This window comes from Halobacteriovorax sp. RT-2-3 (genome assembly GCF_047085075.1).
Taxonomy (GTDB): domain Bacteria; phylum Bdellovibrionota; class Bacteriovoracia; order Bacteriovoracales; family Bacteriovoracaceae; genus Halobacteriovorax_A.
This window is the reverse complement of the sequence record NZ_JBKIYF010000003.1, coordinates 456417-478903: the sequence shown is the minus strand read 5'-3', so window position 1 is coordinate 478903 and position 22487 is coordinate 456417. Positions and strand designations below refer to the sequence as shown.

Genomic DNA, 22487 nt, shown 5'->3' with positions numbered 1-22487 from the left:
GATTCTTAAACAATCTTTACCAAAATTCATTTAGTCAGTGTTTATCGGAAGTTAGAGGTATTAATTGCCTAGAACCTAGACACAAAATTGACAAATTTTGTTGGCTAAAATTTGCTAACTTCCTAAAAATTCGAAGCGCCATTATAATGGTGTTTATATTGATAAATACTCGAATTTTCAGGGGAGACTTGTGAAGAGATTCATTCTAATTTGTTTAATTTCAACTTCTGCTTTTGCACAGATAACATTCTTGCAAGATTTAAGGCCATTTGTAGAAAAGAATATATCGACATCGTTGGCCGATAAAATTTGGGGGGAAAGAGATGAAGTCGAACTTCCTGAGATTCCTATTGTTAAAAAGGATGCTAAAGATCTAAGTGTTTACTCTAAAAAAGAATACAAATCACCTTTCACTAAAGAGCAGATGTCTCAATATAACTTATCATTTATTAATGAGTTAATTAAGGCCACGCGCGAACTTGATGCAAATAGAGATGAGTTATCAAAATGGTATGCAACTCTAGAGCAGGGGGGAACTCGAGAAGGAGTTTATCGCTCACTTGTGCTATCGCAATACTACCAACGCTTAGAAAATTATAACCAACAAACTTCAAGAGTTGCTAAGGAAATTACAGTTACAATATTTAAAAAATATTTGAATAAGGATTTAGATATTAAAAAACTTGATCCTTTAAATATTTACTCAGTGAAAAGAATCTTGGTTGAAAATGCAATTGAGGTACAAGATGCATTATTGGCCCGTTCGCAAGATGAGTTTGCACGCTGGTATGCTGTTTATTCTGCTGAGTTAGCAAATGAATTTCCAATGTGGAATAGTAAGTTACGCTCGGCAAAGGAAAGTGGTGTTCACTACCGTTGGGCCATGAAGATGACTCCTGATGTTGTAAAATCAGAATTTATCTTAAAGACTCACTTATTATTTAATCGACTTCAAAAGAAACAATAGTTAATCAAAGAATGCGTCTTCTTCCATTCCTGTTAAGGACATTAGAAGGCGCTCTACTCCTAGTGCTATGCCAGCACTTCTTGGTAAACCGTTTTCTAATTGCTTTAAAAATCTCTTAGGCCAAGGAAGATTGTATTTATAAAGATCCTGTTTTAATGCTGCATCTTTCTCAAAACGTAAAGTTTGCTCATTTAAGTCAGTAAGCTCATTGAAGCAATTGCAAATCTCTATTCCACGACAGTAAACTTCAAATCTTTCACATACTCTTGAGTCATCCTCTTTAATGGTAGAGAGTGCTCTAAGTGGAGCAGGAAATTCATAGAGCATAAGAAATTCATACTTTTCCATTTCAGGCTCAATATAATTATACATAAGGAGAAAAAAGAGGTCGTCCCATGCGTAATCATCTTTATTTCCTGATAAGCTAATTTTTGAAAATTTCTTATCAATTAAATGATAAAGTTCATCGCGATCCATAAGTTCTAAAATATCAATGTTAAGAACTTCTAAAAATATTTCTTGAACAGTTGCTTTCTTTATCTTGTCATTTAACTCGATAACTCTAACACCTTTAGACTTTAGGTAGTCGTGGCAAAATCGATATAGGTCTATTGTATCTTCCATGATTTTTTTATAATTCTCATTGGCACGATACCATTCGAGCATAATGAATTGTTTTCTGTGAGTTGAGCTATTTGGCTCATCACGAAAGCAGTAGCTCATTGTAAAAACTTTTTCTAGGCCCTCTTGAAGTAGCTCCTTCATATGAAATTCTGGAGAAGTATGTAGAAAGAGGTCATGAGTTTTATTTTGATGCACAGAGTGAATTGCAAAGGGATGAATATGAACTTCCATTCCTGGATTTTCAACAATTGGCGGCGTTAGCACATCCATAAAACCATCTTTATTGAAAAAGTTTCGAATTGCTTGTTGTAGATGAAATAGTTTGATCTTATTTGTCATTTTCATGCCAATTTACGCCTTAAATATTGATTTTTATGCTTACATATCATATCTCTTAAACACACAAAATGGAGAATATATTATGTTGCAACTCGTTGCTCTTTTACAGTCTTGGGCAGATCAGGCCCAGCTAAATATGACGATAACTATTGAAATGGCGTATGCATTTATCGCGCTATGTTCAGCACTAGGTATCAGTGGATTTACTGGTATTTTCTATCTTCTTAAGCCAAAGGCACAATCAAAGCTTCCAGATCGAGAGGTCAAAGAAGAGATTACTTCTGAAACTAAAGAAGTTGAAGCGGTCGAAGAAGTTGCTGTTGCTGAAGAGGTAGCGAAGGCGCAACCAGCACCAACTCCTGTTCCTGAGAAGTCTTGGAAAGAAAGACTAACAAAGGGTTTAAGTAGTTCACGTAATGGTGTTTGGGGAAAAATTGGAAGTCTATTTGGTGCTGGTGGTCTCGATGAAGACGCGCTTGAGGAGGTTGAAGAACTTCTTTATGGTGCAGATCTTGGGCCAAAGGCAACAAGTGAGCTGATCGAATCTCTTGAAGAGAAAGCAAAGAGCGCTGACTTCGATGAAGCTCAATTTAAAATATATATTAAAGAATTCTTAAAGAATAAAATGGCCGACGTTCAATCAAGAAACGAAGGTGATCTTTTTGAATTTAAAGGAAATGCAACGGGAATGCCTAAGGTTATTATGATCGTAGGTGTAAACGGTGCAGGTAAAACTACAACAATTGGAAAATTAGCAACAAAACTTACTCAGCAGGGTGCAAAAGTTGTTGTTGGTGCATGCGATACATTCAGAGCAGCAGCTGTTGATCAGCTTCAAGTTTGGTGTGAGAGAGCAGGTGCGACAATGATTCGTGCAAAAGAAGGGGCCAACCCAAGCGGTGTTGGATACGATGCACTGCAAACAGCGATTAATGAAAAAGCTGATTACTGTATTCTTGATACTGCGGGACGTCTTCATACTGCAGGTAACCTGATGGAAGAGTTAACAAAGAGTAAGAATGTTCTAAAGAAGCTAATGGCAGATGCGCCACACCATACTCTCTTAGTAATTGATGCGATCACTGGTCAAAACGCAATTCGCCAAGCAGAGGAATTTCATAAGGCACTTGATTTAACTGGTCTGGTATTTACGAAATGTGATGGTTCATCAAAAGCCGGAAGTGCAATTTCCATTGTTGATAGTCTACAAATTCCAATTACCTATATTGGTGTTGGAGAAAATGTCGAAGACCTGAGTGTGTTTAATTTAGATGAGTATCTTGACGCACTAGTAGGTAATTGATTGATTGACTGAAATCCTTTGTAGGACTACAATTAAATAACTATGGATATAAGTACGGAAGTAAAAGAATATCAAATTTTAGGTCATAACTTTAGACTCAAAGAGTCTAATGAAGATGAGGTTGTTTCAGCAACTGAAATTGTTGAGTATGTTGAATCAATCGCAAGCAATATTCGCCAAAAGGCGCCTTCAATTTCTAACTCACAACTAGCAGCTCTAGTTGCACTTGAGTTGGCAAAAGAAAAGCTATCCTTAGAAAGGGAATACAGAAGTGAGATTAACGAAGTTAAGTCTCTTTCTGATAATGCACTAAAGTTGATTGAAGAAGCACTTCCAAAAACTCATTAAGATGAGTCTTGAAAAGAAACAGCTTCGAAAAAAGGTATTAGAAATATTAGCTAATTTAAGCTTAGATGATCAAAGACAGCTGTCTGAGAAAATCTGTTCCAATATCGATTCTCTTTTAAAATCCGAAAACTTAAATCCTAAGCACCTAGGGGTTTTCTTTCCAATTCCTGGTGAAGTTAATTGTTTAAATTTGAAGGCGAAAGCAATACTTAGTTTCCCTTCGTTTGGTGAAGAATCAACACAGATGTGTTTTCGAAATACACCAATAAATGAACTTGAAATAGTTCAAGCTTTTGGAAAAGAATTTAGAGTTCCTAGAGATAGTGATTCAATAATTTTTCCTGAAGTTATTTTAGTTCCAGGGGTTGCCTTTGATAATGAAGGCCATCGTTTGGGAAGAGGTAAAGGTTATTACGACATTTACCTTAATAGATTGATTAATATTGATAAGAAGAAAGTTATAAAAATAGGAGTTTGCTTTAATCAACAGTTAAGTGATGAAGTTGTCTTTGAGGAACATGATCAAGCAATGGATTTTATCGTAACTGATCGGGAAGTGATTAAAGTTAATAAATAGGAGAGAGAAATGAGTATGGATTTAATCTTAGCTTCACTTCTTTTCCTTGTCGTTGGACTAGCAGTTGGTTTTGTTATCCGTAATCTTCAAGCTAAAAAAGAAGTGCTTGAAAGAGAAGCGAAGGGTGACGAAATAATTGAAAAGGCCAAGGCACAGGCAAAAGACATTAGCTATAAAGCAAGAAAAGAGGCAAAAGAGGCAGCTCAAGAAGAAAAGAAGGAAGCTGACAAGTATGCCGAGCGTGTGAAGCGCGAACTTAACGATCAGGAAAAAGATCTAAATAAGAGACAAGCAAAGCTTGAATCGAAAATGGATGAACTTGATGAGAAGACTAAGAAAGTCGAGAAGCGTGAAGAAGACGTAAAAGAAAAAGAGCTTGATGCTCTTAAAGAAAAAGAAAAATTTGTTGTTCGCCAAGAAGAGTATGCAACTAAATTATCTGAAGTTGCTGCTATGACAAAAGAGCAAGCAAAAGATGAACTACTTGATACGATGAAAGAAGAAGCTCAAGTAGATTTTTCTAAAATGATCACTCGTATGGAAGAAGAAGCTAAAGAAGAAGCTGAAACTCGTGCGAAGAGAATTGTTGGAATTGCAATTCAAAGATACGCAGGTGAGCACGTTGGTGAAAAGACGATCTCAACTGTAGACCTACCATCTGATGATGTTAAAGGTCGACTAATTGGTCGTGAAGGTCGTAACATCCGTGCATTTGAGCAAATCTGTGGTGTTGACTTAATTATCGATGATACTCCTGAAATTGTTGTTATCTCTTCATTCAACGTTGTTAGACGTGAGATTGCTAAAGATACAATTGAGAAGCTAATTGCTGACGGTCGTATTCACCCTGCAAAGATTGAAGAATTCCACGATAAATCAAAAGCTGAATTTGAGAAGAAGCTTCTTTCTCTAGGTGAAAAAGCACAAATGGAGATTGGTGTTCATGGTATCCACCCTGAAATCCTTAAGCTTGTTGGTGCTCTAAACTTTAGAACTTCATATACTCAAAACCAATACCAGCATGCAATTGAAGCAGCGTTTATCTGTGGTTCAATGGCAGCTGAGATGGGGCTGAATATTAAACAAGCTCGCCGTGCAGGTCTACTACACGATATCGGTAAAGTACTTGATGCATCTGCTGAAGGTTCACATGCTGTTATCGGTGCTGACTTCGCTAGAAAGTATGGAGAGTCTGCGGACGTTGTTCACGCAATCCGTGCTCACCACGATGACGAAAAACCAGAATCAATTCTTGCTCACATTGTAGCAGCAGCAGATGCGATTTCTGGAGCAAGACCAGGTGCTCGTAAAGCACTTACTGAGTCTTATGTATCTCGTCTTACTGATATTGAAGAAATTGTTAATTCTTTTGAAGGTGTTAGCAAGTCTTACGCAATCTCAGGTGGACGTGAAGTTCGTGTCTTTGTTGAAAATGACAAGGTTACGGATGAGGAAACTGTTATGCTATCTCGTAATATTGCTAAGCAAATCGAGGAGCAAATGTCTTACCCTGGAACAATTAAAATTACAGTTGTTCGTGAGACAAAAGCAGTTGGAGTTGCTAAGTAAAATAACTTCCATTTATAATATAAGTAAGGCACCGATATGGTGCCTTTCTTTTTTGGAACTTCTGGAGATGAGATGAAAATTGGGATTCGTTATTATTTATATTTTCTTCCGGCATTGATAATTTTCTTTATTGCATCCGCTATTTTTAGTTTTTCAACTGAAGAATATATATGTTTCTTTACGGCCATTTCATTTGCAGGTCTTTACTGCCATCCAAACCGTGACGAATACTTTGAAGGACGTACAAGTCGCTTCAACTTTGCCAATGCGGTTATGAACTTTTATACGATCTTAGAAGACCGTATTCCTGATAACACTTGGGGGAATGTCGTCCTTAGACATCTACCAGGTTTCTTATTTTTCTTGCTAGTTGGTCTTGTTGGGATTTCAACTCAAGCGCGAATTGTTTACGTCGTTGGTGTGCTTCTTTTTGAAATCACATTTTATTTCTTTATTAAGAATAACTCGCCACAAATTGATCTAGATGAGCACGAAACTCATGAATGTTCTGAGCACGAAGAAAACGGCCACGAATAGTTTCAAAATTTTCATAGTCATCAAATAGATAGCGGCAAAATGCCTTAAATCTTTTAAGAATAGTTGAATCGACAAAACCATACTTTCGATATTCTTTTTCTAACTCATAAAAGTAGAGGTCTAGATTTTGAGCGCGTACCTTTAATAGAAATTCGTCACTGATGAAATCTAAATTGCCTTGATACTCTTTATAGATTGAAGCAAGCCATGGTGTCTTAAGTGCGCTTCGACCACACATGACAGCATATGGATTACATTGATCGAAGATTCGATTGATATCTTCAATAGTCCAAATATCTCCATTGGCAATGATGGGAAGATTGGAAACTTTGACGGCCTTTTCGATATAGCTCCAGTCTGCTACGCCTTTATAAAGCTGGTCTCTTGTACGAGCATGAATTGTGATTCCATCAACGCCACAATCTTCAAAAAGTTTTAAGAGATCAAGATAGAGACTATCATCGCGATATCCAATTCTAATTTTAACTGTAAAAGTATTTTTAAAACCTTCTCTAATTTGCTTAATAATTTTTTCAAGGGCCTTGAGGTCAGACAAAAGATAGGCACCACCTTTATTTGAATTCACCTTTTTTGAAGGACAGCCAAGATTCAAATCGATATGGTGATAGTTCAATTCGCTGATAAGTGAGATGGCCTGCTCAGTTTGTGCAATTTCAGAAGTGAGAAATTGGTAAGCCGTTTGATTAGTATGGGCCTTTTTTTGTAGATAAGGCTCACCAAAGTGTTTGATTAATGTTTTTGCGTGAACATTACCAACAGATGGTATTCGATAAAAATCAGTATAGTAATAATCCCAGTCGCCAAATATTCTTTGAATGACCTCACGATATGGGCCATCCGTCACACCTTCCATCGGAGCGAATATGATTGAATTTTGTTTAAAGGGTAATGTACTCACCCTTGGTTTATAAACAATAAAGGCGCAAAAAGCTACGTTGCTTTTTTAACATTTCAAAATTTTTAGGGTAAAAGTTTATTTATGGAAATCGCAATTGTAATCCCATATTCACTTGAAAGTGATGGGCTTGTTCTTTGGGGACAAGTTAGAAAAGAAGATGGCCCACTCGATGGCATGATTGAATTCCCAGGGGGAAAGGTCGAGTCTAGCGAGAGTGTTGAAGAAGCCGCTCGTCGTGAGTTTATGGAAGAAGTTGGTTTTGGATTAAATAAAATTAATCTCTTCACTCAGCTCAAACATGAATATTCAGACCGAAGTGTTTTCTTATATGTCTATGTTACTGAATATACAAAAGAAATGAGTCTGATCAGTCAAAAGATACCTTTTGAAAACGCTCAAAATGTTGTAGAAAACCTTAATATTCCAGCAGCAAATAAAATCATTATCATGCGCTTAGTTGAGCATTTTATACGAGAGAGTAATTTGAATGAGTAATACATTTGAAATGGCAAAGTACTTCTTCTTGGCCCTGGGCTTTGGAGTTTTTACTTTCGCACCAGTAGCAAATTCTAAAATGACAGGTGGAGGCTTTCAAAAGCTTTTATCAACGACTTGTCTTGTGAGTTTATTCTTTGCGGCCATTGCTCATATTGTAACTGGAAATAGTGCTACAGACTTAGAAGCAATCCTTCTTTATATCAGTACAATATGCATCCTTTTTCATCATCAGTTGCATAATCACTATGATGAGAAGAATACTGCTCTTTGGATTTTATATGCGATCCCAACTTTAATTGGCTTTTACGCTCTCTACCTTTTTCAAGATAAGAACTTAGTGAATTACCTATATATTGGCTCTTCTGTTTACTATCTTGGTGCTATTACTTATGCCATGATCTTAGGTCACTGGTATCTTGTTACACCAAAGCTTTCGGAAGTTCCTCTTAAAAAGGCTACCCTCGCTATGTGGGTACTACTTGCTGTTAAGCTTGTTTGGTCTGGATTTGAGCATACTAAACTTGGGCCTTACTTAGTTACTGGAACTGAACTTGGTGGCGGCTATGCTTTCAATTGGCTAATGGTTATCATGCGTGATGTTTGGGGATACTTGGTTATTTTTGGAATGAGCGTCTTTGGGTGGAAGCTTGTTAGTATGCGAAGTATTCAAAGTGCGACAGGGATTTTCTATGCCATGACAATCTTTGTCTTTATTGGTGAAATGATTGCGATTTATTTATTTTATACATATGGGTTACTACTATGATGGAAATTACTTTAACTTGTGAAGAATGTGGTTCAGCTGTTTCTTTTCACCCTAATAAAGAGGTGACAGAAGTTGAGTGTCAAATTTGTCATACCAAAGCTCCTGTGAAGATGAATGAGGAGCACGAACAGGGTATTCTTAAGGATTGCCCATGTTGCGAAAGAAAGGATTTTTACAAACAAAAAGACTTTAATCGAAAAATTGGGGTAATGCTCTTTGTAATTGCTGCCTTAGCGACTTTATATGTGGCAACAACTCAATATGCCCCATATTCTGTGGCACCTTTTATTATTTTATATGTATTTGATTTTGCACTATTTAAGAGACTTCCTCCTGTTGTTATTTGTTATAAGTGTCATACAATCTTCAGGAAGGTCAGTAATATCAATGAGATATATGATTTTAACCATGAAATGAATGATCGTATTGTTTACTCGGATCATGACTTCAAGGGCGAACAACTCGATCATCACTAGGGTTTGTGGCTCAAATCCTTGAAATTTGTTGGTTTATGATGTATTGAATCATATCAGAATTACTGATAAAATATTTATATCTAAACGAAGGGGTAGCTCAATATAGATTCCTACCCGTAACAAGGAAACTCCTTATAGAACCTCCGCTTTATTGTTGTTACTTCTTAAAAAAAATCTCAACGAAATTTACTAAACAAGGACAAGGCAATGACTGATGTAAGCAGCCTTGAGATTGTCCTATTAATAATCTGCTTTATTGGCTCAGGTTTCTTTTCTGGTTCAGAAGCGGTCCTACTTTCGATTCCTCACGATCGTGCTAGCCAGCTTATTCAAGAAGGTGGTGCAAAGGGAAGAGCAATTGCATTTATGATTGATCGCCCAAGTGAGATTCTAACGACAATTCTCGTTGGAAATAACGTCGTCAATATTTTTGCCTCATCATTAACGACAGTTCTTGCCACTCGTTTATTTGCGGATGATGCCATTGGTATTGCAGTCGGGGCGACAACTTTTGTCATTCTAATTTTTGGTGAAATTATTCCAAAGACATTTGCACGAACGCACGCTGAAAGCTTATCTCTTTTTGTTATCCGTGTTCTACAAATTTTCTATTATCTACTTTATCCTGTTATTAAAATTATGGTTTGGCTTATCCACACTGTTCTTGGTGAGAATGCTCAGCTAACAGGTAGAATTGTAACGAAGGATGACCTTGAGTTTATGATTCAAAAAGCAGAGAAAGAAAATACGATTGATCATAAGCAAATTGATCTTTTTAACTCAATCCTTGAATTTCCAAAGATTAAAGTAAAAGACATTATGATTCCTCGTAAGGAAATCAAGAGTATTCAAGTTAATAGCTCATATAAAGATGTAATTAGTGAAATTGAAGAATCAATTCACTCACGTTATCCAGTTGTTGATGGTGAGATTGATAATATAGAAGGTTTCCTTCACGTCAAAGAGCTTGCTTTTTTAAAGAGGTCTGAGCGTGACAACTTTACTCTAGTTAACCACTTAAGAGACCCATTCTTTGTTTATGAGCACATGAAAATTCAAGCGGTTTTCGATCATATGAACCGTAAGAAAGTTCACATGGCCCTGGTAAAAGATGAGAACGGTTTAATTGTTGGTATCATTACACTAGAGGATATTATCGAGGAGATTCTTGGCGAGATTCAAGATGAACACGATGATGATATTGATGAAATTACAAAGGACTATCAAGAGAGTGATCTTATTGAAGGTGTTGATATCGATGGTGCAACTAATCTAAGAGATCTTGATCACGATTACGATATTAAGATACCACTTAATGATAATTATTCGACTCTTGCTGGCTTTTTACTTGATATGCTTGGAAATAACTTTCCTGAAGCAGGTCAGATTATTATCTGGGAAGGCTATAGCTTTGAATTAACTGAAGTCTTTGACTATGAAATCAAGCAAGTTAAGATTAAAGATGTTGATGGGGAGAAGCACTTCTTCTCTAAGAAAGAGGCCAAAGAGGCCACTGAGAATACTGACGATCTGTTAGAAATTCCTGTTAAATAATCCAAATTAAAATAAATTTAGCTAAAGCTTACATAGAGGGAATCTATTAGATTCCCTCTTTCTGATAGACTATACTAAATATGAACTAGTCATGGAGTAGTTATGTCTAATAAATATCAAATTGCAGTAATCGGTGGTGGCGCGGCCGGAATGATGGCCACTCTACGCGGTGTTTTAAATAATGATTCAGTTGTTCTTTTTCCTGGAACACCTAAGGATAAGAAACGTTCTCGTGAGAAATGGGTATATAAAGTTGAAAATATGCCTGGTACTCATAAATATAAAAAAGGTATTGAAGAGCCTAACAAAGAAACTCTTGAGTGGATTGAACAATCTGAATTTAAAGATAATCTGACTTTCGTTAAGGGAAAGGGTGTTACTGAAGTAACAAAGTTAAGTGACGGAAGTTTTGAGTTAATCGATAGTGCAGGTGAAAAGTATCAAGCAGAGTATGTTGTGCTTTGTACTGGAATTATGGATGTGCAGCCTCATTTTAATGATAGCATCAAACCAATTCTACCTTTTGCAAACGCTCAAACTGTTGACTATTGCCTGCGTTGTGATGGCCACCATGTTTATGACAAGCATACTTCAATTATTGGTCACACTTCTGGTGCAGCCTGGGTTGCAGTGATGCTTAAAGAACGCTACAACACGCCTTCAATGTCGATCTTAACAAATGGTGAGACTCCACAATTTGATGAAGAGACTCAAAAATTAATCAAAGCCTATAAGATTGAAGTGTTCACTGAAGCCATTGTTGATATTCTTGGTGATCGCAAGAGCGGAATAATCGAGGGTTATAAGTTTGCTAGCGGAAGAACGCTAGAGTCTGCCTTTTCTTTTGTTTCGCTTGGAACAATCGTTTATAATGAACTTGCCAAAGCTATTGGTGCTGAAATTGACGGTAGAGGCTATGTTCTAGCTAATGATAAAGGTGAAACAAATATTGAAAACTTTTATGTTGCAGGTGATTTAAGGGCCAACCGTAAGAAGCAAATCTACACAGCTTGGGATATGGCCGTTGACTCACTTGATGATATCAACGCCAAAATCAGAAGAAAGAAAAGGGCAGCGTTATTAACTTCACAAGGTTTAGCTTAATTATATTAATTGTCCTGACTACAGTAGTAGTCAGGGCACAAAATAAGACAACTCAATACCGAAGTCTTTATCAATCAAAACAAGGCTTAACAGAAGCCGAACTAAAGAATCTTTCAAATCTAACTGTTGTTTTCCTTCCTGGAATTCTCTCGCAATCAGCAATAGAGGGTTCAGGTCAGATCGTGAATCTTTCGTATTTCACAGGTGATTACTTTCGCGACTATATGGATCTATTAAAAGAACATAAAGTAAAATTCAAAAGAATAGTCGTTGAATCAGAAGATCCAGTTAGTAAGAATTCAAAATTTATAAAAAGTGAGATTGATAAGATAAATGGACCAATACTCGTCGTCAGTCATTCTAAAGGTGGACTCGAGTTCTTGGATGTACTTATTAATAATCCGCAGGTTTCTAAAAGAGTTATTGGTTGGGTTTCAATGCAATCGCCTTATCATGGTTCGGTCTTAGCGGATTATTTTATTCAGAGCTCGTTTAAGAAAACTGTTATGGGGTGGCTATTTGCGCTGCTTGGTGGTGATGTTAGCGGAATGGAATCAGTTGGAACAAAAATTCGTTCTGATTATATGCAGGCCAATGCTGCTAAAATTGAAGCGGCACTTGAAAATATTAACCTTCTTCAATTTATTACATTCATCAACGAGCAAGAAGGAAGAGAGACATCACTAGAGATTAGTCGTAACTTTATTTTTGAAAGAGTTGGGCGCAACGATGGAATGGTTGATTTAAGATCTTCATTACTAAAACCTTATCGCCATGTAATCATTAACGACGTGGATCACTTAACAACAGTGCTAGATCAAAAAAATATGGACTTTCTAAAAGGTGAAAATGAATCTTGGAGATTTGATCGCAAGCAACACTTTCGTGCAATTCTTCAACTTATTTTAGAATCGAAATTTTAATATCACCTGTGACTTTTGCACGACAAGCTAGACGGATATTACCTTCTGCAACTTCAGTGTGCTCGGGAGCGATGGCCTCAATTGTATTTTCTTCGATAATTCCTGGCTTTTGTAGATTGCAACTACCTTCGATAATTTGAATACGACATGAGCCGCATGACCCACTTAGACATCCATGGGGTAGAGTGAGACCTTGATCCTGTATTGCGTCAAAAATTGTCTGACCTTCTTCGATTGTAAATTCAGTTACTTGCTCATCATTTCCAATTAGTGACACTCTGTGCATACAGTTTTCATCCTTGAAAGTTTATTGTTCTTTTCAGCTCTAATAGCACTATTTTAGCATCATTAATTCCTGCGTAAATTCAGGTAATTATTGCAAACTTTCTAAGGAGAAAAAACAATGCCTAGTTTTGAGAGATTATACAAAGACGGACACGAAGAAGTTATCTTTTTTAGTGATCCAAGTTGTAACCTTAAGGCAATCGTAGCGATTCACAACACTGTACTTGGACCAGCTTTAGGTGGAACAAGAATGTGGCCATATGAATCAGAAGAAGAAGCACTTAACGATGTTCTAAGACTTTCGAGAGGTATGACATATAAGAATGCTGTTGCTGGATTAAACCTTGGTGGTGGTAAAGCTGTTATCATCGGTGATCCAGAAAAAGATAAGTCAGAAGCTCTATTCCGTTCTTACGGACGTTTTATGGAGTCATTAAACGGTCGTTATATTACTGCAGAAGACGTAAATATTAGTGTTGATGATATTGAGCACGTATTTACTGAAACTAATAACGTAGCTGGTGTTGCTGAAATCCACGGTGGTTCAGGTAACCCATCTCCATGGACAGCACGTGGTGTTTTCAGAGGTATTGAAGCAGCATGTATGAAAGTTTATGGAAACCGTTCACCAAAAGGTAAAGTAGTAGCACTTCAAGGTGCAGGTTCTGTTGGACGCTACCTTGGTGAGTACCTATACAATGAAGGTGCAGAAGTTTACGTATGTGATATCAATGAAAAGAACCTTGAGCTTTTCAAGGAAAAAGTTCCAAATGCAAAAGTTGTTGGGATCGATGAAATCTATGACGTTAAAATGGATATCTATGCTCCATGTGCACTTGGTGCAACAATCAACGATGACACAATCGATCGTCTACAGTGTAAAATCGTAGCTGGTGCTGCAAATAACCAACTTGCAGAAAACCGTCACGGTAAAATTCTTAAGGAAAGAGGTGTTCTATACGCTCCAGATTATCTAATCAATGCTGGTGGTGTTATGAACGTTTCAATCGAATTTGAAGGTTGGTCAGAAGATAAAGCAATCAGAATGGTTGATTCAATCTATGATACAACTCTAGAAGTTTTCAATATTTCTGAAGAACAAGATATTCCAGTTTACCAAGCGACAGATATCCTTGCTGAGTCTAGAATTGAATCAATCAAGAATATCCAAGGGAAATTCCTAGGTCACGTTGGACATAGATTCCCAGGTAGAAAAAAGCGTTAATCTCAATCAAGATTTTACGATATAAGGGCCCGTTTTTACGGGCCTTTTTTATGTCTAGAGGCACTTTGTGCCACGAGTTAAAATCAGTCGCTTCTTAAGGTAAAATTAGCCTGTGAAGAAGTTGATTTTATTTTGCCTATTAATTCACTCAAGTATTTTTGCAATACAGTTTGAGGATGCAGTTTTTCCAGAACTCATTACGTCTTCCCGTGCACTTGCCATGGGAAATGCCTTTATTGGTAAAGTCGATGATGCTTCAGCGGCATTCTATAACCCTGCCGGACTAGGTACTTATCGAGGCCGTCATTTCCATCTTTCTAACTTCCAATTTGAGACGAATAAAGGTTGGATGGAAACGCTTTTTGGTGGAGATGTAACTGGTAATGCTGGTGATTTATTTGAGGCCCTATCACTTGAAGGTGCTAGAAAATTACTTAATCAAAACAAGGGAACAGTTGCTCACAGCCGTTTTCAAATGATGCCAAATTTTGCGACTAGATATTTCACGATTGGTTATATGTATTCAGTTCAGCAAAGAACATTTATCGGTGATCAGGTTGGTGACCAATTTGAATACGCCCAAAGAACAGATACTGGTCCGTATGCAGCTTTTAACTTTTCTCTCTTTGGAGGAATTTTTAAATTTGGTGCTTCTGCTACTTATTTATTTCGTAAAGAAGCTGTTGGACAATCGGATCCAAATACTCCACTAGCATTGGCGGATGATGATTATAATCGCGGAAGAATGCTATATCTAACAACTGGAATGAGAATAACTCTTCCAACGGCCTTTATCCCTACGCTTGCTGTTGTTAGCCACAATACAACAGGTGATAGTTTTAAAAAAATGAATGGTGCTGGAGCCCCTGATAAAGTTAAACAAAGTTATGACCTTGGGCTTTCTATTACGCCACAACTTGGTAGAACTGTACGCGTTCACTTAGAAGTAGATTATAAAGATTTTTTAAATGCTCATGATACAGTGGACTTCAAAAGAAAGCTTGGGCTTGGTCTTGAGTTTGATCTACGTCGTATCTTCTTCTTGAGAATGGGCTACGGCGATGGCTTCGGTTCTGGTGGAATTGGTATTCGCACTAAGAAAATGGAGTTCGATCTCTCAACTTATGCTGTTGATACAACAGATTCTGACTTCAGAGGTAAGGTCGATCGTCGATATGTTCTAGGAATTTCTAGTGGCTTCTAGCCAAATACCTCTAAATAGCTGAAATCCGTCAAATATTATTTTAAAATTTAATGCACAGCATGTGCACCTTTTGCACTAAAATTGGTAATCTAGCTCCACTTAAAAAGGGGCGTTAAATGCTTGATAAAACTGCAAAAGGATCAAATGTGGGTTCTACCAACTTAGATAAGAAAAAAGAGATTATTAAAAAATACAATCTTTCGAAAGAAGATCTTATTTGGATGCTTCGTAACGTTTTCGTTTCAAGAAAACTAGACGATGCAGAGATCACAATGAAGAAGCAGTCTACTGCGTTCTTTCAAATTTCTGGTGCAGGACACGAAGGTGTTTTATCTGCTCTTGCAAAAGTTCTAAAGCCTGCGCATGACTGGTTTATCCCATACTACCGTGATAGAGCACTTTGTACTGGTCTTGGTGTAACTCCATATGAAATGCTTTGCCAAGCTAACGGAAATATCGGAGACACGGCAACTCACGGGCGTCAGATGCCTGCTCACTGGGGTAACGTAAAACTAAATATCGTTCAAAAGTCTTCATGTACTGGAACTCAGTTCCTTCAAGCATGTGGTGTTGCTGAAGCAGGACTTGCACTTAAGGACCTAAAAGAAAAACACAAATTTGATACTTCAAAATTCTTAGTTGAAGATGCTGAAGTTGTTTATACTTCATGTGGTGATGGAACAATTGCTCAAGGTGAGTTCTGGGAAGGACTTACAACTGCTTGTGCTAATAAGCTTCCAGTTCTTTTCCACGTTGAAGATAATGGTTATGCCATTTCAACAATTACTTCAATGCAAACACCAGGTGGATCAATTTCAAAAGCACTTGATGAATTCCCAGGTTTAAAAATCATTGAATGTGATGGTAATTGTCCAATTGAATCATACAAAGCAGCTGAAAAAGCAGCTAAACATATTAGAGAAGGGAAGGGGCCAGTTCTTCTTCATTCTCATGTAACTCGTCCATACTCTCACTCTCTTTCTGATGATCAATCAATGTATCGTACGAAAGACGAGTTAGCGCAGGAAAAACAAGTTGATGTATTTAACTCATATCCAAAAACTCTTATCGCACTTGGTGTGATGACTGAGAAAGAAGTTAATGATCTTCTTGAAGAAGTTTCTCTAGAAGTTAGACGTGCAATGAAAGAAGCAGTTGATACTGAATGGCCAGCGCCAGAAACTTCACTTGATCACTTATACTCACACGATATTGATCCAACTTCTTCAGACTTTGAAACTCAAGGTACTTTTGAAGGAAAAGATGATGTTCCAATGGCGTCAGCTATCAATGCTGTTCTACGTTCTGAGTTCTCTAAGAACCCATTACTAAGAATGTTTGGTGAAGACGTTGCAGACTTCTCTGATCTTGAAAGACTAAATAACCCAGACCTAAAAGGTAAGGGTGGTGTTTTTAAAGTTTCTTCAGGTGTTCAAAGAGCATCTTTAGAAGGACAAGTGTTTAACTCACCACTAGCTGAGGCAAATATCATCGGTCGTGCAATCGGTATGGCGATGAGAGGACTTAAGCCAGTTGTTGAGATTCAATTCTTTGACTATATCTGGACTGCATATATGCAACTTAAGAACGAGATGGCGACGACTCGCTACCGTTCAGGTGGAGACTTCAAGTGTCCAATGGTTGTACGTGTTCCAATCGGTGGATACCTAAGGGGTGGATCGATTTATCACTCTCAGTGTGGAGAGTCTTTATTCACTCACGTTCCAGGTATTAGAGTTGTCTTCCCTTCAAATGCGGCGGACGCAGCTGGGCTTTTAAGAACTGCAATTAGATCAGATGATCCTGTTATGTTCCTAGAGCACAAGCACCTTTACTACCAAGGTTATAACCGTACTGCAGATCCAGGTGAAGAGTATATGATTCCATTTGGAAAAGCTCGTATCGCAAAACAAGGTGCTGATGCAACTGTAGTCGCTTGGGGAGCTCTTGTTCAAAAATCAATTGATGCTGCTAAGAAAATCGAAGCAGAAACAGGTAAGACTGTTGAAGTTATCGACCTTAGAACTCTTGCTCCATTTGATATGGATGCAATTAAGAAGTCACTTGAGAAAACAAATCGTCTTCTTATTTGTCACGAAGAAACTAAGACTTCTGGTTTTGCTGGTGAGATCGCTGCATGTGTTAACGAAGAATGTTTTGAGGCCCTTGATGCTCCAATCCTTCGTGTTGCTGCAAAAGACTCTCACGTTGCATACTGCCCAACTTCAGAGGATTTCATTCTTCCACAAGTTGCAGACGTATACGAACAACTTAACAAACTTTTAAATTACTAATACCGAGGCCAGCTCTTATGATTAATTATTTAAATGATAAGAGCTGGCTTTCTCACTTAGAAAACGAATTCCAAAAAGATTATATGGTAGAGCTCGCTGAATTCTTAGATTCAGAAGAGGGTGACGTTTATCCTTCCCAGGATGAATTCTTTGCAGCTCTCAATCTTACTCCACTCGATAAGGTAAAAGTTGTGATTCTTGGGCAAGACCCATATCACGGTGAAGGACAGGCCCACGGGCTAAGCTTTTCTGTAAAGAAGGGAGTTAAAATTCCACCTTCTCTTAGAAATATCTATAAAGAATTAAATGAAGATCTAGGAATTGAAATTCCCCAGCATGGCTTTCTAGAAGACTGGGCAAAAGAAGGAGTTCTACTTCTTAACAATTGTCTTAGTGTCCGTAAGGCACAAGCAGGCTCTCACCAAAAGAAAGGTTGGGAGAAGTTTACAGCAAAGATTATTGAAGTCGTAAATGATCACTGTGAAAATGTTGTCTTTATTCTGTGGGGCTCTCCTGCTCAAAAGAAGGGAAAGAATATTGATGAATCAAAACACTTAGTAATTAAGACAGTTCATCCATCACCATTATCTTCATATCGTGGTTTCTTTGGCTCTAAGCCTTTTTCACAGGCCAATGCCTATCTCGCTCAAAAGAATCGCGAGACTATCTCTTGGGAAGTTCGCAATTAGGCCAATTGTTACTAGTGCTAAGGCATGCTTCTTTGTTCTTTGAGAGTAAATAATTACTCCAATTAAAATGAGAAAATTTACATGAATAAAGCCTAGTGCTTGCGCTAAATCGTAACTTATCTCTATTAATCCCGTATATGCTGAAATGAACCATTGTGCGTAATTAAAATAATCAATAAAGAATAAATTAAGAAAGAGAATAGGATAAATGAGTGTGAAAATACTTGTTAGTAACGGTGAGAGAACGATTGTTGCTGGATAGATTATACCCGTAAATTTATGAGCTATAAAAAGTTGGGCCAAAAAGAAGAGTAGATACATTTTATAAAGACGAAACTCTTTAATTGAAAAGATGAGAGCAAGAAATAGTGTACTTAAGTAAAATGATAGTGGAGAGAATCGATAAGTTCCAAAAAAGAAATCCGTTACAAGAAAGAAGATAAAAATTTGTAACTTAGAATAGTTTGTTTCTCTCATCTTATTTAAAATAAAGAAGCTTCGAATTAGTGCCACTCGTCTGAATGAATAATAACCTGGAAGAAAGAAGTAGAATCCTAAGCATAGGACAAGTTCAATAAAATTGGATACCTTTGGATACTTTCTTCTTAGTAGATAGAAAATGAGAAAGAGGGAGCTTAAGTGGAGTCCTGAGGGAGTCATGAGATGAAGCAAATTTAGGTGAGATAGCTTTCTTCTGAATTCTTTATCTAGTCCCCATTTTTGTCCTGTTAAAACTGAACGGTAGAAGTAAAACTCAGACTTTTTGTGAAAAGCTGCCTTCGTTTTAATTGGAAGCTTTATTTTTGGGGGACGATTATATTGCTTGTTGTCATCTTTTGAGAAAAGTGGATTAATGAGTAGAAATGCAAAGAGAAAGATAATATTGAAACGCATTGCAGCTATATAAGTCAAAATTGAGCAATTATCAGGATTTTTGGGGGTTTCGGGAGTTTTTTTTCTCATTTGAAAATGGTAGAAAAAACATCTAAACGGAGTAAGAAAGAAATGAATTTATTAGTAAATAAAGCACTACAAGATTCGATAGAGATCTATTTCAAAGAGGATGATCTAAGTCGTAACCTGAACTATATTCAATCACTTCCAAATGATGAAGTTCAATGTAAGTTAAAGATTAAGGATGATATGGTTCTTTGTGGCCTGCCTTATTTTATTGAAGCCTTTAACTACCTAGGTGCTAATTTAAATTATGAAAACTTTAAAAAGTTTGAAGGTCAAAAATTCACAAAGGATGAAATGGCCGAAATTGAATTTAAACTTCCTTTCTCAATTGCTCTAACAGGAGAGCGAATTGCTCTTAACTTAATTCAAAGAGCATCTTCAATTGCAACATACACAAATAAATTTACAACTCTTGCACATGATAGTGGCGTAAGAATTCTCGATACAAGAAAGACTCTTCCTGGATACCGTGCACTTGAGAAGTACGCAGTAGTAACTGGTGGAGGATATAACCACCGCTTCGGTCAAAGTGATATGTGGATGGTTAAAGATAATCACAAGTCATTCTTTGGTGGTGTAAAAGAGGCGATTGATTTCTTCAAATCTAAGAACTCATTTTATACGCCAATCGAAGTTGAGATTCATGATCTTAATGAACTACAGATTGCACTAGGTGAAGGTGTAAGACATATCATGCTTGATAACTTCTCTCCTGAAGAGATTAAAGAAGCTGTAAAAGAGAAGCCAGAAGGTGTTACTTTTGAAGTTTCTGGTGGTGTTCGTTTAAATACATTAGAAAGCTATCTGATAAAAGGTGTCGACGCTATCAGTATAGGCGCTCTTACTTACGATGCTCCTGCTGTGGATTTATCGCTAAAGTACGCGAGAGGTTAGAGAAGTGAATAGTTACGACTTCGATGTTCTTATTTTAGGTTGTGGAATTGCAGGTCTTGCTACTGCTGCAAAGCTTGCAGAGAGTAATTTAAAAGTAGGAATTGTGACTCGTGCAAAGGATCCTCAGGTATCGAATACATACTGGGCACAAGGCGGAATCATTTATCCAAATGCAAGTGATGATGCTCTAGGAAAAGATATTCAAGTAGCATCTTCTAATACTTCTAATCCGCAAGCGATTGAAACATTAAGAAATTTTGGAAAGTTAGCGATTGATGAACTCTTATTAGAGAAAGCAAATGCTAATTTTGAAAGAGATGAGAATAACTCATTAAAATATACAAAAGAAGCCGCCCACTCAATTGAGAGAATTCTTTATCGTGGTGATTACACTGGTAAGGAAATTCAAATTAGTCTTTTAAATTTACTAAAAGATCAAAAACGCTATCCAACAGTACACTTCTTAGAAGCACATACTGCAATTGATTTAATTACAGCTTCCCATCATGGTATTTCAATTTCTCAGCGTTATGAGGAAAGAAAAATTCTTGGTGCTTATCTATTAAATCAAGAAAAGGGTAATGTTGTTAAGGCCATGGCAAAGAAGACAGTTCTGGCCACAGGTGGAGTCGGTGCACTTTATCTTCATCATTCAAACTCTGGAGCAAGTCGTGGTGATGGGATTGCAATGGCAAAGAGAGCTGGTGCAGATATTATTGATATGGAATTTATTCAATTTCATCCAACAACATTCTATGATTCATCTTCACATGGACGCTTCTTAGTTTCAGAAGCTGTGCGCGGAGAAGGTGGAGTTCTTGTTAACTGTAATGGTGAAAGATTTATGGGCAAATACCATCCAGAGATGGAACTTGCTCCACGTGATGTTGTTGCTCGTTCAATAATGGAAGAAACTATTGAGACGAGACACGAGTGTGTTTATCTCGATATTTCACATAAAGATGGAGAGTGGATTAAAGAGCGCTTTCCAACGATCTACAAGCACTGTCTAGAACACGGTGTGGACATGACAAAGGAGCCTATTCCTGTTGTTCCTGCTGCTCACTATACTTGTGGTGGTGTTAAGATTGATATGAAGGGACAAACCTCAATTAAGAATCTCTACGCTGTAGGTGAAGTGTCTTGTTCAGGACTTCATGGCGCAAACCGACTTGCTTCAACTTCACTTCTTGAAGGTTTAACTTGGGGTTATCTTGCGGCTATTGATATTTCAGAAAATATTGGAGAGGAAACTCTTTATTCGCATCTGCAAATTAAGAATTGGCAAGAAGAGTACGCTTCAATTGATAAGGCCCTTGTTCAGCAAGACTGGATGACTCTAAAGCTTACAATGTGGAACTATGTTGGTCTTTCAAGAACAACAAATCGTCTTAAACGAGCACTAGCAATGTTTAATGAAATCAATGATGAAGTTTCTCGCTTCTATCGAAGCTGTAAACTTGATGACAGCTTAATTGGTTTAAGAAATGCTATTGAAGTTTCAACGATGATAGTTAAGTCGTCCATGAGAAATAAAGAATCGATTGGTTGTTTCTATCGTAAAATGTAAAAAAGAAGGCCAACACCCTTGAGAGAGCTGGCCCGAGAGCAAGTATCAGTTGCGAGATTTCCTGCTTATCTACATCCAGTAGAAGAAGACTAGGTATGATATATCGTCTCTAATAAAGATTTGTATCTGGCCGTATTATCCTTGAGACTGGTGACGTAAACACGATTGCCAGGTGTTTCAAATTTAAGCTGCAGATTTAATAAAGTTTAGTAAGCTAGTTCCCCATTGGTTAGGTGAAGCAATCAATGCTGCTTCAAAACTTAGAACTTCTTCAACTTCTTCCTTAATTTCTTCGATATCTTGAGTTTCCTCGTAAATATCAATTTTATTCTGGTCACCATCTTTGATAACCTTATATACTTCAAGATCCAGTTCACAATCTTCAATGATTGAATTCTTTAAAGTGGAATACTTCCATGTATTCCCAACGATCTTGCATCCATCAAAATTGCAAGCTTCAATATGTGAAAATTCGAAGCTGCAATTTTCAAACGAACAGTTGATAAATTTACACTCTTTCATCTTCGAGCCAAAGAAAATGCAAGACTTGAAGTTTACAGCGATGAAAGTGGTTTGAGAGAAGAGAGAACCAGATATGGTTAAGTTACTTAAATCACTTGATCTAACTAGCTCTTTTTCAATTACTTCATACTGTCCATTTGTGAAGTCAGATAATGTCTCAGTCATAATGAAGTTTGTTAAAGTGGCCATGTGATCCCCCCAAGCCTTGCTTAATTTGTGGATTAGTTCATCCACACTGCAATAATAACCATTCTTGACTAGTTGCGTCAAGCAATAAAATTGCATCAAGAAATAAAAATTAAAACCGATAATGATATTAGGGACTTTTGAGGCATAAAAT

General features: G+C 37.2%; 23 protein-coding genes. 18 read left to right on the top strand and 5 right to left on the bottom strand.

Annotation, left to right across the window (positions count from 1 at the left end; all coding sequences use genetic code 11):
• Positions 1-190: 190 nt before the first annotated feature.
• Complete coding sequence (locus ACMAYX_RS12810; protein ID WP_412472032.1) at positions 191-967, top strand: hypothetical protein; 777 nt, start codon at positions 191-193, stop codon at positions 965-967.
• Here the strand turns inward: ACMAYX_RS12810 and epmA are convergent, their stop codons facing one another.
• Positions 968-1936 carry an EF-P lysine aminoacylase EpmA gene (epmA, locus tag ACMAYX_RS12805; protein ID WP_392990509.1) on the bottom strand — a complete coding sequence of 323 codons (969 nt, stop codon included), beginning with the start codon at positions 1934-1936 and terminating at the stop codon, positions 968-970. It abuts the gene before it with no gap.
• Positions 1937-2012: 76 nt separating this feature from the next.
• Between epmA and ftsY the strand changes: the two genes are divergently transcribed.
• The 5 genes from ftsY to ACMAYX_RS12780 all read left to right on the top strand — a co-directional run bounded on the left by ftsY (position 2013) and on the right by ACMAYX_RS12780 (position 6264).
• Positions 2013-3233, top strand: coding sequence for a signal recognition particle-docking protein FtsY (gene ftsY, locus ACMAYX_RS12800; protein WP_412472031.1), 1221 nt, complete (start codon positions 2013-2015; stop codon positions 3231-3233).
• Between the two features lie 42 nt (positions 3234-3275).
• On the top strand, positions 3276-3581 hold the full coding sequence (zapA, locus tag ACMAYX_RS12795; RefSeq protein WP_103218729.1) for a cell division protein ZapA: 306 nt from the start codon (positions 3276-3278) through the stop codon (positions 3579-3581).
• Positions 3553-4158: a 5-formyltetrahydrofolate cyclo-ligase gene (locus ACMAYX_RS12790; RefSeq protein ID WP_146037892.1), complete on the top strand. Its 606-nt coding sequence runs from the start codon at positions 3553-3555 to the stop codon at positions 4156-4158. The genes zapA and ACMAYX_RS12790 overlap by 29 nt, the downstream gene beginning before the upstream one ends.
• 15 nt (positions 4159-4173) lie before the next feature.
• A complete protein-coding gene (gene rny, locus ACMAYX_RS12785; protein ID WP_368667189.1) occupies positions 4174-5727 on the top strand; it encodes a ribonuclease Y in 1554 nt (517 codons plus the stop codon).
• Between the two features lie 72 nt (positions 5728-5799).
• A complete protein-coding gene (locus tag ACMAYX_RS12780) occupies positions 5800-6264 on the top strand; it encodes a hypothetical protein (RefSeq protein WP_146037893.1) in 465 nt (154 codons plus the stop codon).
• Here the strand turns inward: ACMAYX_RS12780 and ACMAYX_RS12775 are convergent.
• Complete coding sequence (locus tag ACMAYX_RS12775; protein WP_412463074.1) at positions 6182-7183, bottom strand: tRNA dihydrouridine synthase; 1002 nt, start codon at positions 7181-7183, stop codon at positions 6182-6184. The genes ACMAYX_RS12780 and ACMAYX_RS12775 overlap by 83 nt on opposite strands.
• Positions 7184-7264: 81 nt before the next feature.
• Between ACMAYX_RS12775 and ACMAYX_RS12770 the strand changes: the two genes are divergently transcribed.
• From ACMAYX_RS12770 to ACMAYX_RS12745, 6 genes are all read left to right on the top strand, one after another.
• Positions 7265-7678 (top strand): NUDIX domain-containing protein, encoded by a 414-nt coding sequence (locus ACMAYX_RS12770; RefSeq protein WP_103218734.1) that lies wholly within the window; start codon positions 7265-7267, stop codon positions 7676-7678.
• Entirely contained in the window at positions 7671-8447 is a 777-nt protein-coding gene (locus ACMAYX_RS12765; protein WP_103218735.1) for a hypothetical protein, read from the top strand. Before ACMAYX_RS12770 ends, ACMAYX_RS12765 begins: the two co-directional genes overlap by 8 nt.
• Positions 8444-8923, top strand: a complete 480-nt coding sequence (locus tag ACMAYX_RS12760) for a hypothetical protein (RefSeq protein ID WP_103218736.1) — start codon at positions 8444-8446, stop codon at positions 8921-8923. Before ACMAYX_RS12765 ends, ACMAYX_RS12760 begins: the two co-directional genes overlap by 4 nt.
• A gap of 207 nt (positions 8924-9130) precedes the next feature.
• Complete coding sequence (locus ACMAYX_RS12755; RefSeq protein WP_103218737.1) at positions 9131-10477, top strand: hemolysin family protein; 1347 nt, start codon at positions 9131-9133, stop codon at positions 10475-10477.
• Positions 10478-10579: 102 nt separating this feature from the next.
• Positions 10580-11581 carry an NAD(P)/FAD-dependent oxidoreductase gene (locus ACMAYX_RS12750; RefSeq protein ID WP_412470021.1) on the top strand — a complete coding sequence of 334 codons (1002 nt, stop codon included), beginning with the start codon at positions 10580-10582 and terminating at the stop codon, positions 11579-11581.
• Between the two features lie 182 nt (positions 11582-11763).
• Positions 11764-12504: a hypothetical protein gene (locus ACMAYX_RS12745; protein ID WP_412472030.1), complete on the top strand. Its 741-nt coding sequence runs from the start codon at positions 11764-11766 to the stop codon at positions 12502-12504.
• Here the strand turns inward: ACMAYX_RS12745 and ACMAYX_RS12740 are convergent.
• Positions 12482-12790 (bottom strand): 2Fe-2S iron-sulfur cluster-binding protein, encoded by a 309-nt coding sequence (locus ACMAYX_RS12740; protein WP_103218740.1) that lies wholly within the window; start codon positions 12788-12790, stop codon positions 12482-12484. The genes ACMAYX_RS12745 and ACMAYX_RS12740 overlap by 23 nt on opposite strands.
• 117 nt (positions 12791-12907) lie before the next feature.
• Between ACMAYX_RS12740 and ACMAYX_RS12735 the strand changes: the two genes are divergently transcribed.
• From ACMAYX_RS12735 to ung, 4 genes are all read left to right on the top strand, one after another.
• Complete coding sequence (locus ACMAYX_RS12735) at positions 12908-14014, top strand: Glu/Leu/Phe/Val dehydrogenase dimerization domain-containing protein (RefSeq protein ID WP_021265862.1); 1107 nt, start codon at positions 12908-12910, stop codon at positions 14012-14014.
• A 112-nt stretch (positions 14015-14126) separates the two neighbouring features.
• Positions 14127-15218 (top strand): hypothetical protein, encoded by a 1092-nt coding sequence (locus ACMAYX_RS12730; protein WP_103218741.1) that lies wholly within the window; start codon positions 14127-14129, stop codon positions 15216-15218.
• 116 nt (positions 15219-15334) lie between these two features.
• Positions 15335-17512, top strand: a complete 2178-nt coding sequence (locus ACMAYX_RS12725) for a thiamine pyrophosphate-dependent enzyme (RefSeq protein ID WP_103218742.1) — start codon at positions 15335-15337, stop codon at positions 17510-17512.
• 17 nt (positions 17513-17529) lie between these two features.
• Positions 17530-18201: a uracil-DNA glycosylase gene (gene ung, locus ACMAYX_RS12720; protein ID WP_412463071.1), complete on the top strand. Its 672-nt coding sequence runs from the start codon at positions 17530-17532 to the stop codon at positions 18199-18201.
• Here the strand turns inward: ung and ACMAYX_RS12715 are convergent.
• Entirely contained in the window at positions 18136-19095 is a 960-nt protein-coding gene (locus tag ACMAYX_RS12715) for a ComEC/Rec2 family competence protein (RefSeq protein ID WP_412472029.1), read from the bottom strand. The two genes, ung and ACMAYX_RS12715, sit on opposite strands and share 66 nt — an antisense overlap.
• A 111-nt stretch (positions 19096-19206) precedes the next feature.
• On the opposite strand from ACMAYX_RS12715, the gene nadC reads away from it, so the two are divergent.
• Together nadC and nadB are read left to right on the top strand one after the other, a co-directional pair.
• Positions 19207-20055 carry a carboxylating nicotinate-nucleotide diphosphorylase gene (nadC, locus tag ACMAYX_RS12710; RefSeq protein WP_158246921.1) on the top strand — a complete coding sequence of 283 codons (849 nt, stop codon included), beginning with the start codon at positions 19207-19209 and terminating at the stop codon, positions 20053-20055.
• 4 nt (positions 20056-20059) lie between these two features.
• On the top strand, positions 20060-21625 hold the full coding sequence (gene nadB / locus ACMAYX_RS12705) for an L-aspartate oxidase (protein WP_103218746.1): 1566 nt from the start codon (positions 20060-20062) through the stop codon (positions 21623-21625).
• Positions 21626-21808: 183 nt separating this feature from the next.
• Here the strand turns inward: nadB and ACMAYX_RS12700 are convergent, their stop codons facing one another.
• Positions 21809-22336, bottom strand: a complete 528-nt coding sequence (locus ACMAYX_RS12700; protein WP_158246922.1) for a pentapeptide repeat-containing protein — start codon at positions 22334-22336, stop codon at positions 21809-21811.
• Positions 22337-22487: the final 151 nt, after the last annotated feature.

Excerpts from the sequence above, each read along its gene's own strand:
- ftsY (WP_412472031.1), top strand. The coding sequence starts at position 2,013 with ATGTTGCAACTCGTTGCTCTTTTACAGTCTTGGGCAGATCAGGCCCAG.
- ACMAYX_RS12700 (WP_158246922.1), bottom strand. The coding sequence starts at position 22,336 with ATGGCCACTTTAACAAACTTCATTATGACTGAGACATTATCTGACTTC.
- epmA (WP_392990509.1), bottom strand. The coding sequence starts at position 1,936 with ATGAAAATGACAAATAAGATCAAACTATTTCATCTACAACAAGCAATT.
- ACMAYX_RS12750 (WP_412470021.1), top strand. The coding sequence starts at position 10,580 with ATGTCTAATAAATATCAAATTGCAGTAATCGGTGGTGGCGCGGCCGGA.
- zapA (WP_103218729.1), top strand. The coding sequence starts at position 3,276 with ATGGATATAAGTACGGAAGTAAAAGAATATCAAATTTTAGGTCATAAC.
- ung (WP_412463071.1), top strand. The coding sequence starts at position 17,530 with ATGATTAATTATTTAAATGATAAGAGCTGGCTTTCTCACTTAGAAAAC.
- ACMAYX_RS12740 (WP_103218740.1), bottom strand. The coding sequence starts at position 12,790 with ATGCACAGAGTGTCACTAATTGGAAATGATGAGCAAGTAACTGAATTT.
- rny (WP_368667189.1), top strand. The coding sequence starts at position 4,174 with ATGGATTTAATCTTAGCTTCACTTCTTTTCCTTGTCGTTGGACTAGCA.
- nadC (WP_158246921.1), top strand. The coding sequence starts at position 19,207 with ATGAATTTATTAGTAAATAAAGCACTACAAGATTCGATAGAGATCTAT.
- ACMAYX_RS12725 (WP_103218742.1), top strand. The coding sequence starts at position 15,335 with ATGCTTGATAAAACTGCAAAAGGATCAAATGTGGGTTCTACCAACTTA.
- ACMAYX_RS12760 (WP_103218736.1), top strand. The coding sequence starts at position 8,444 with ATGATGGAAATTACTTTAACTTGTGAAGAATGTGGTTCAGCTGTTTCT.
- ACMAYX_RS12765 (WP_103218735.1), top strand. The coding sequence starts at position 7,671 with ATGAGTAATACATTTGAAATGGCAAAGTACTTCTTCTTGGCCCTGGGC.
- ACMAYX_RS12755 (WP_103218737.1), top strand. The coding sequence starts at position 9,131 with ATGACTGATGTAAGCAGCCTTGAGATTGTCCTATTAATAATCTGCTTT.
- ACMAYX_RS12780 (WP_146037893.1), top strand. The coding sequence starts at position 5,800 with ATGAAAATTGGGATTCGTTATTATTTATATTTTCTTCCGGCATTGATA.
- ACMAYX_RS12715 (WP_412472029.1), bottom strand. The coding sequence starts at position 19,095 with ATGCGTTTCAATATTATCTTTCTCTTTGCATTTCTACTCATTAATCCA.
- ACMAYX_RS12770 (WP_103218734.1), top strand. The coding sequence starts at position 7,265 with ATGGAAATCGCAATTGTAATCCCATATTCACTTGAAAGTGATGGGCTT.
- ACMAYX_RS12735 (WP_021265862.1), top strand. The coding sequence starts at position 12,908 with ATGCCTAGTTTTGAGAGATTATACAAAGACGGACACGAAGAAGTTATC.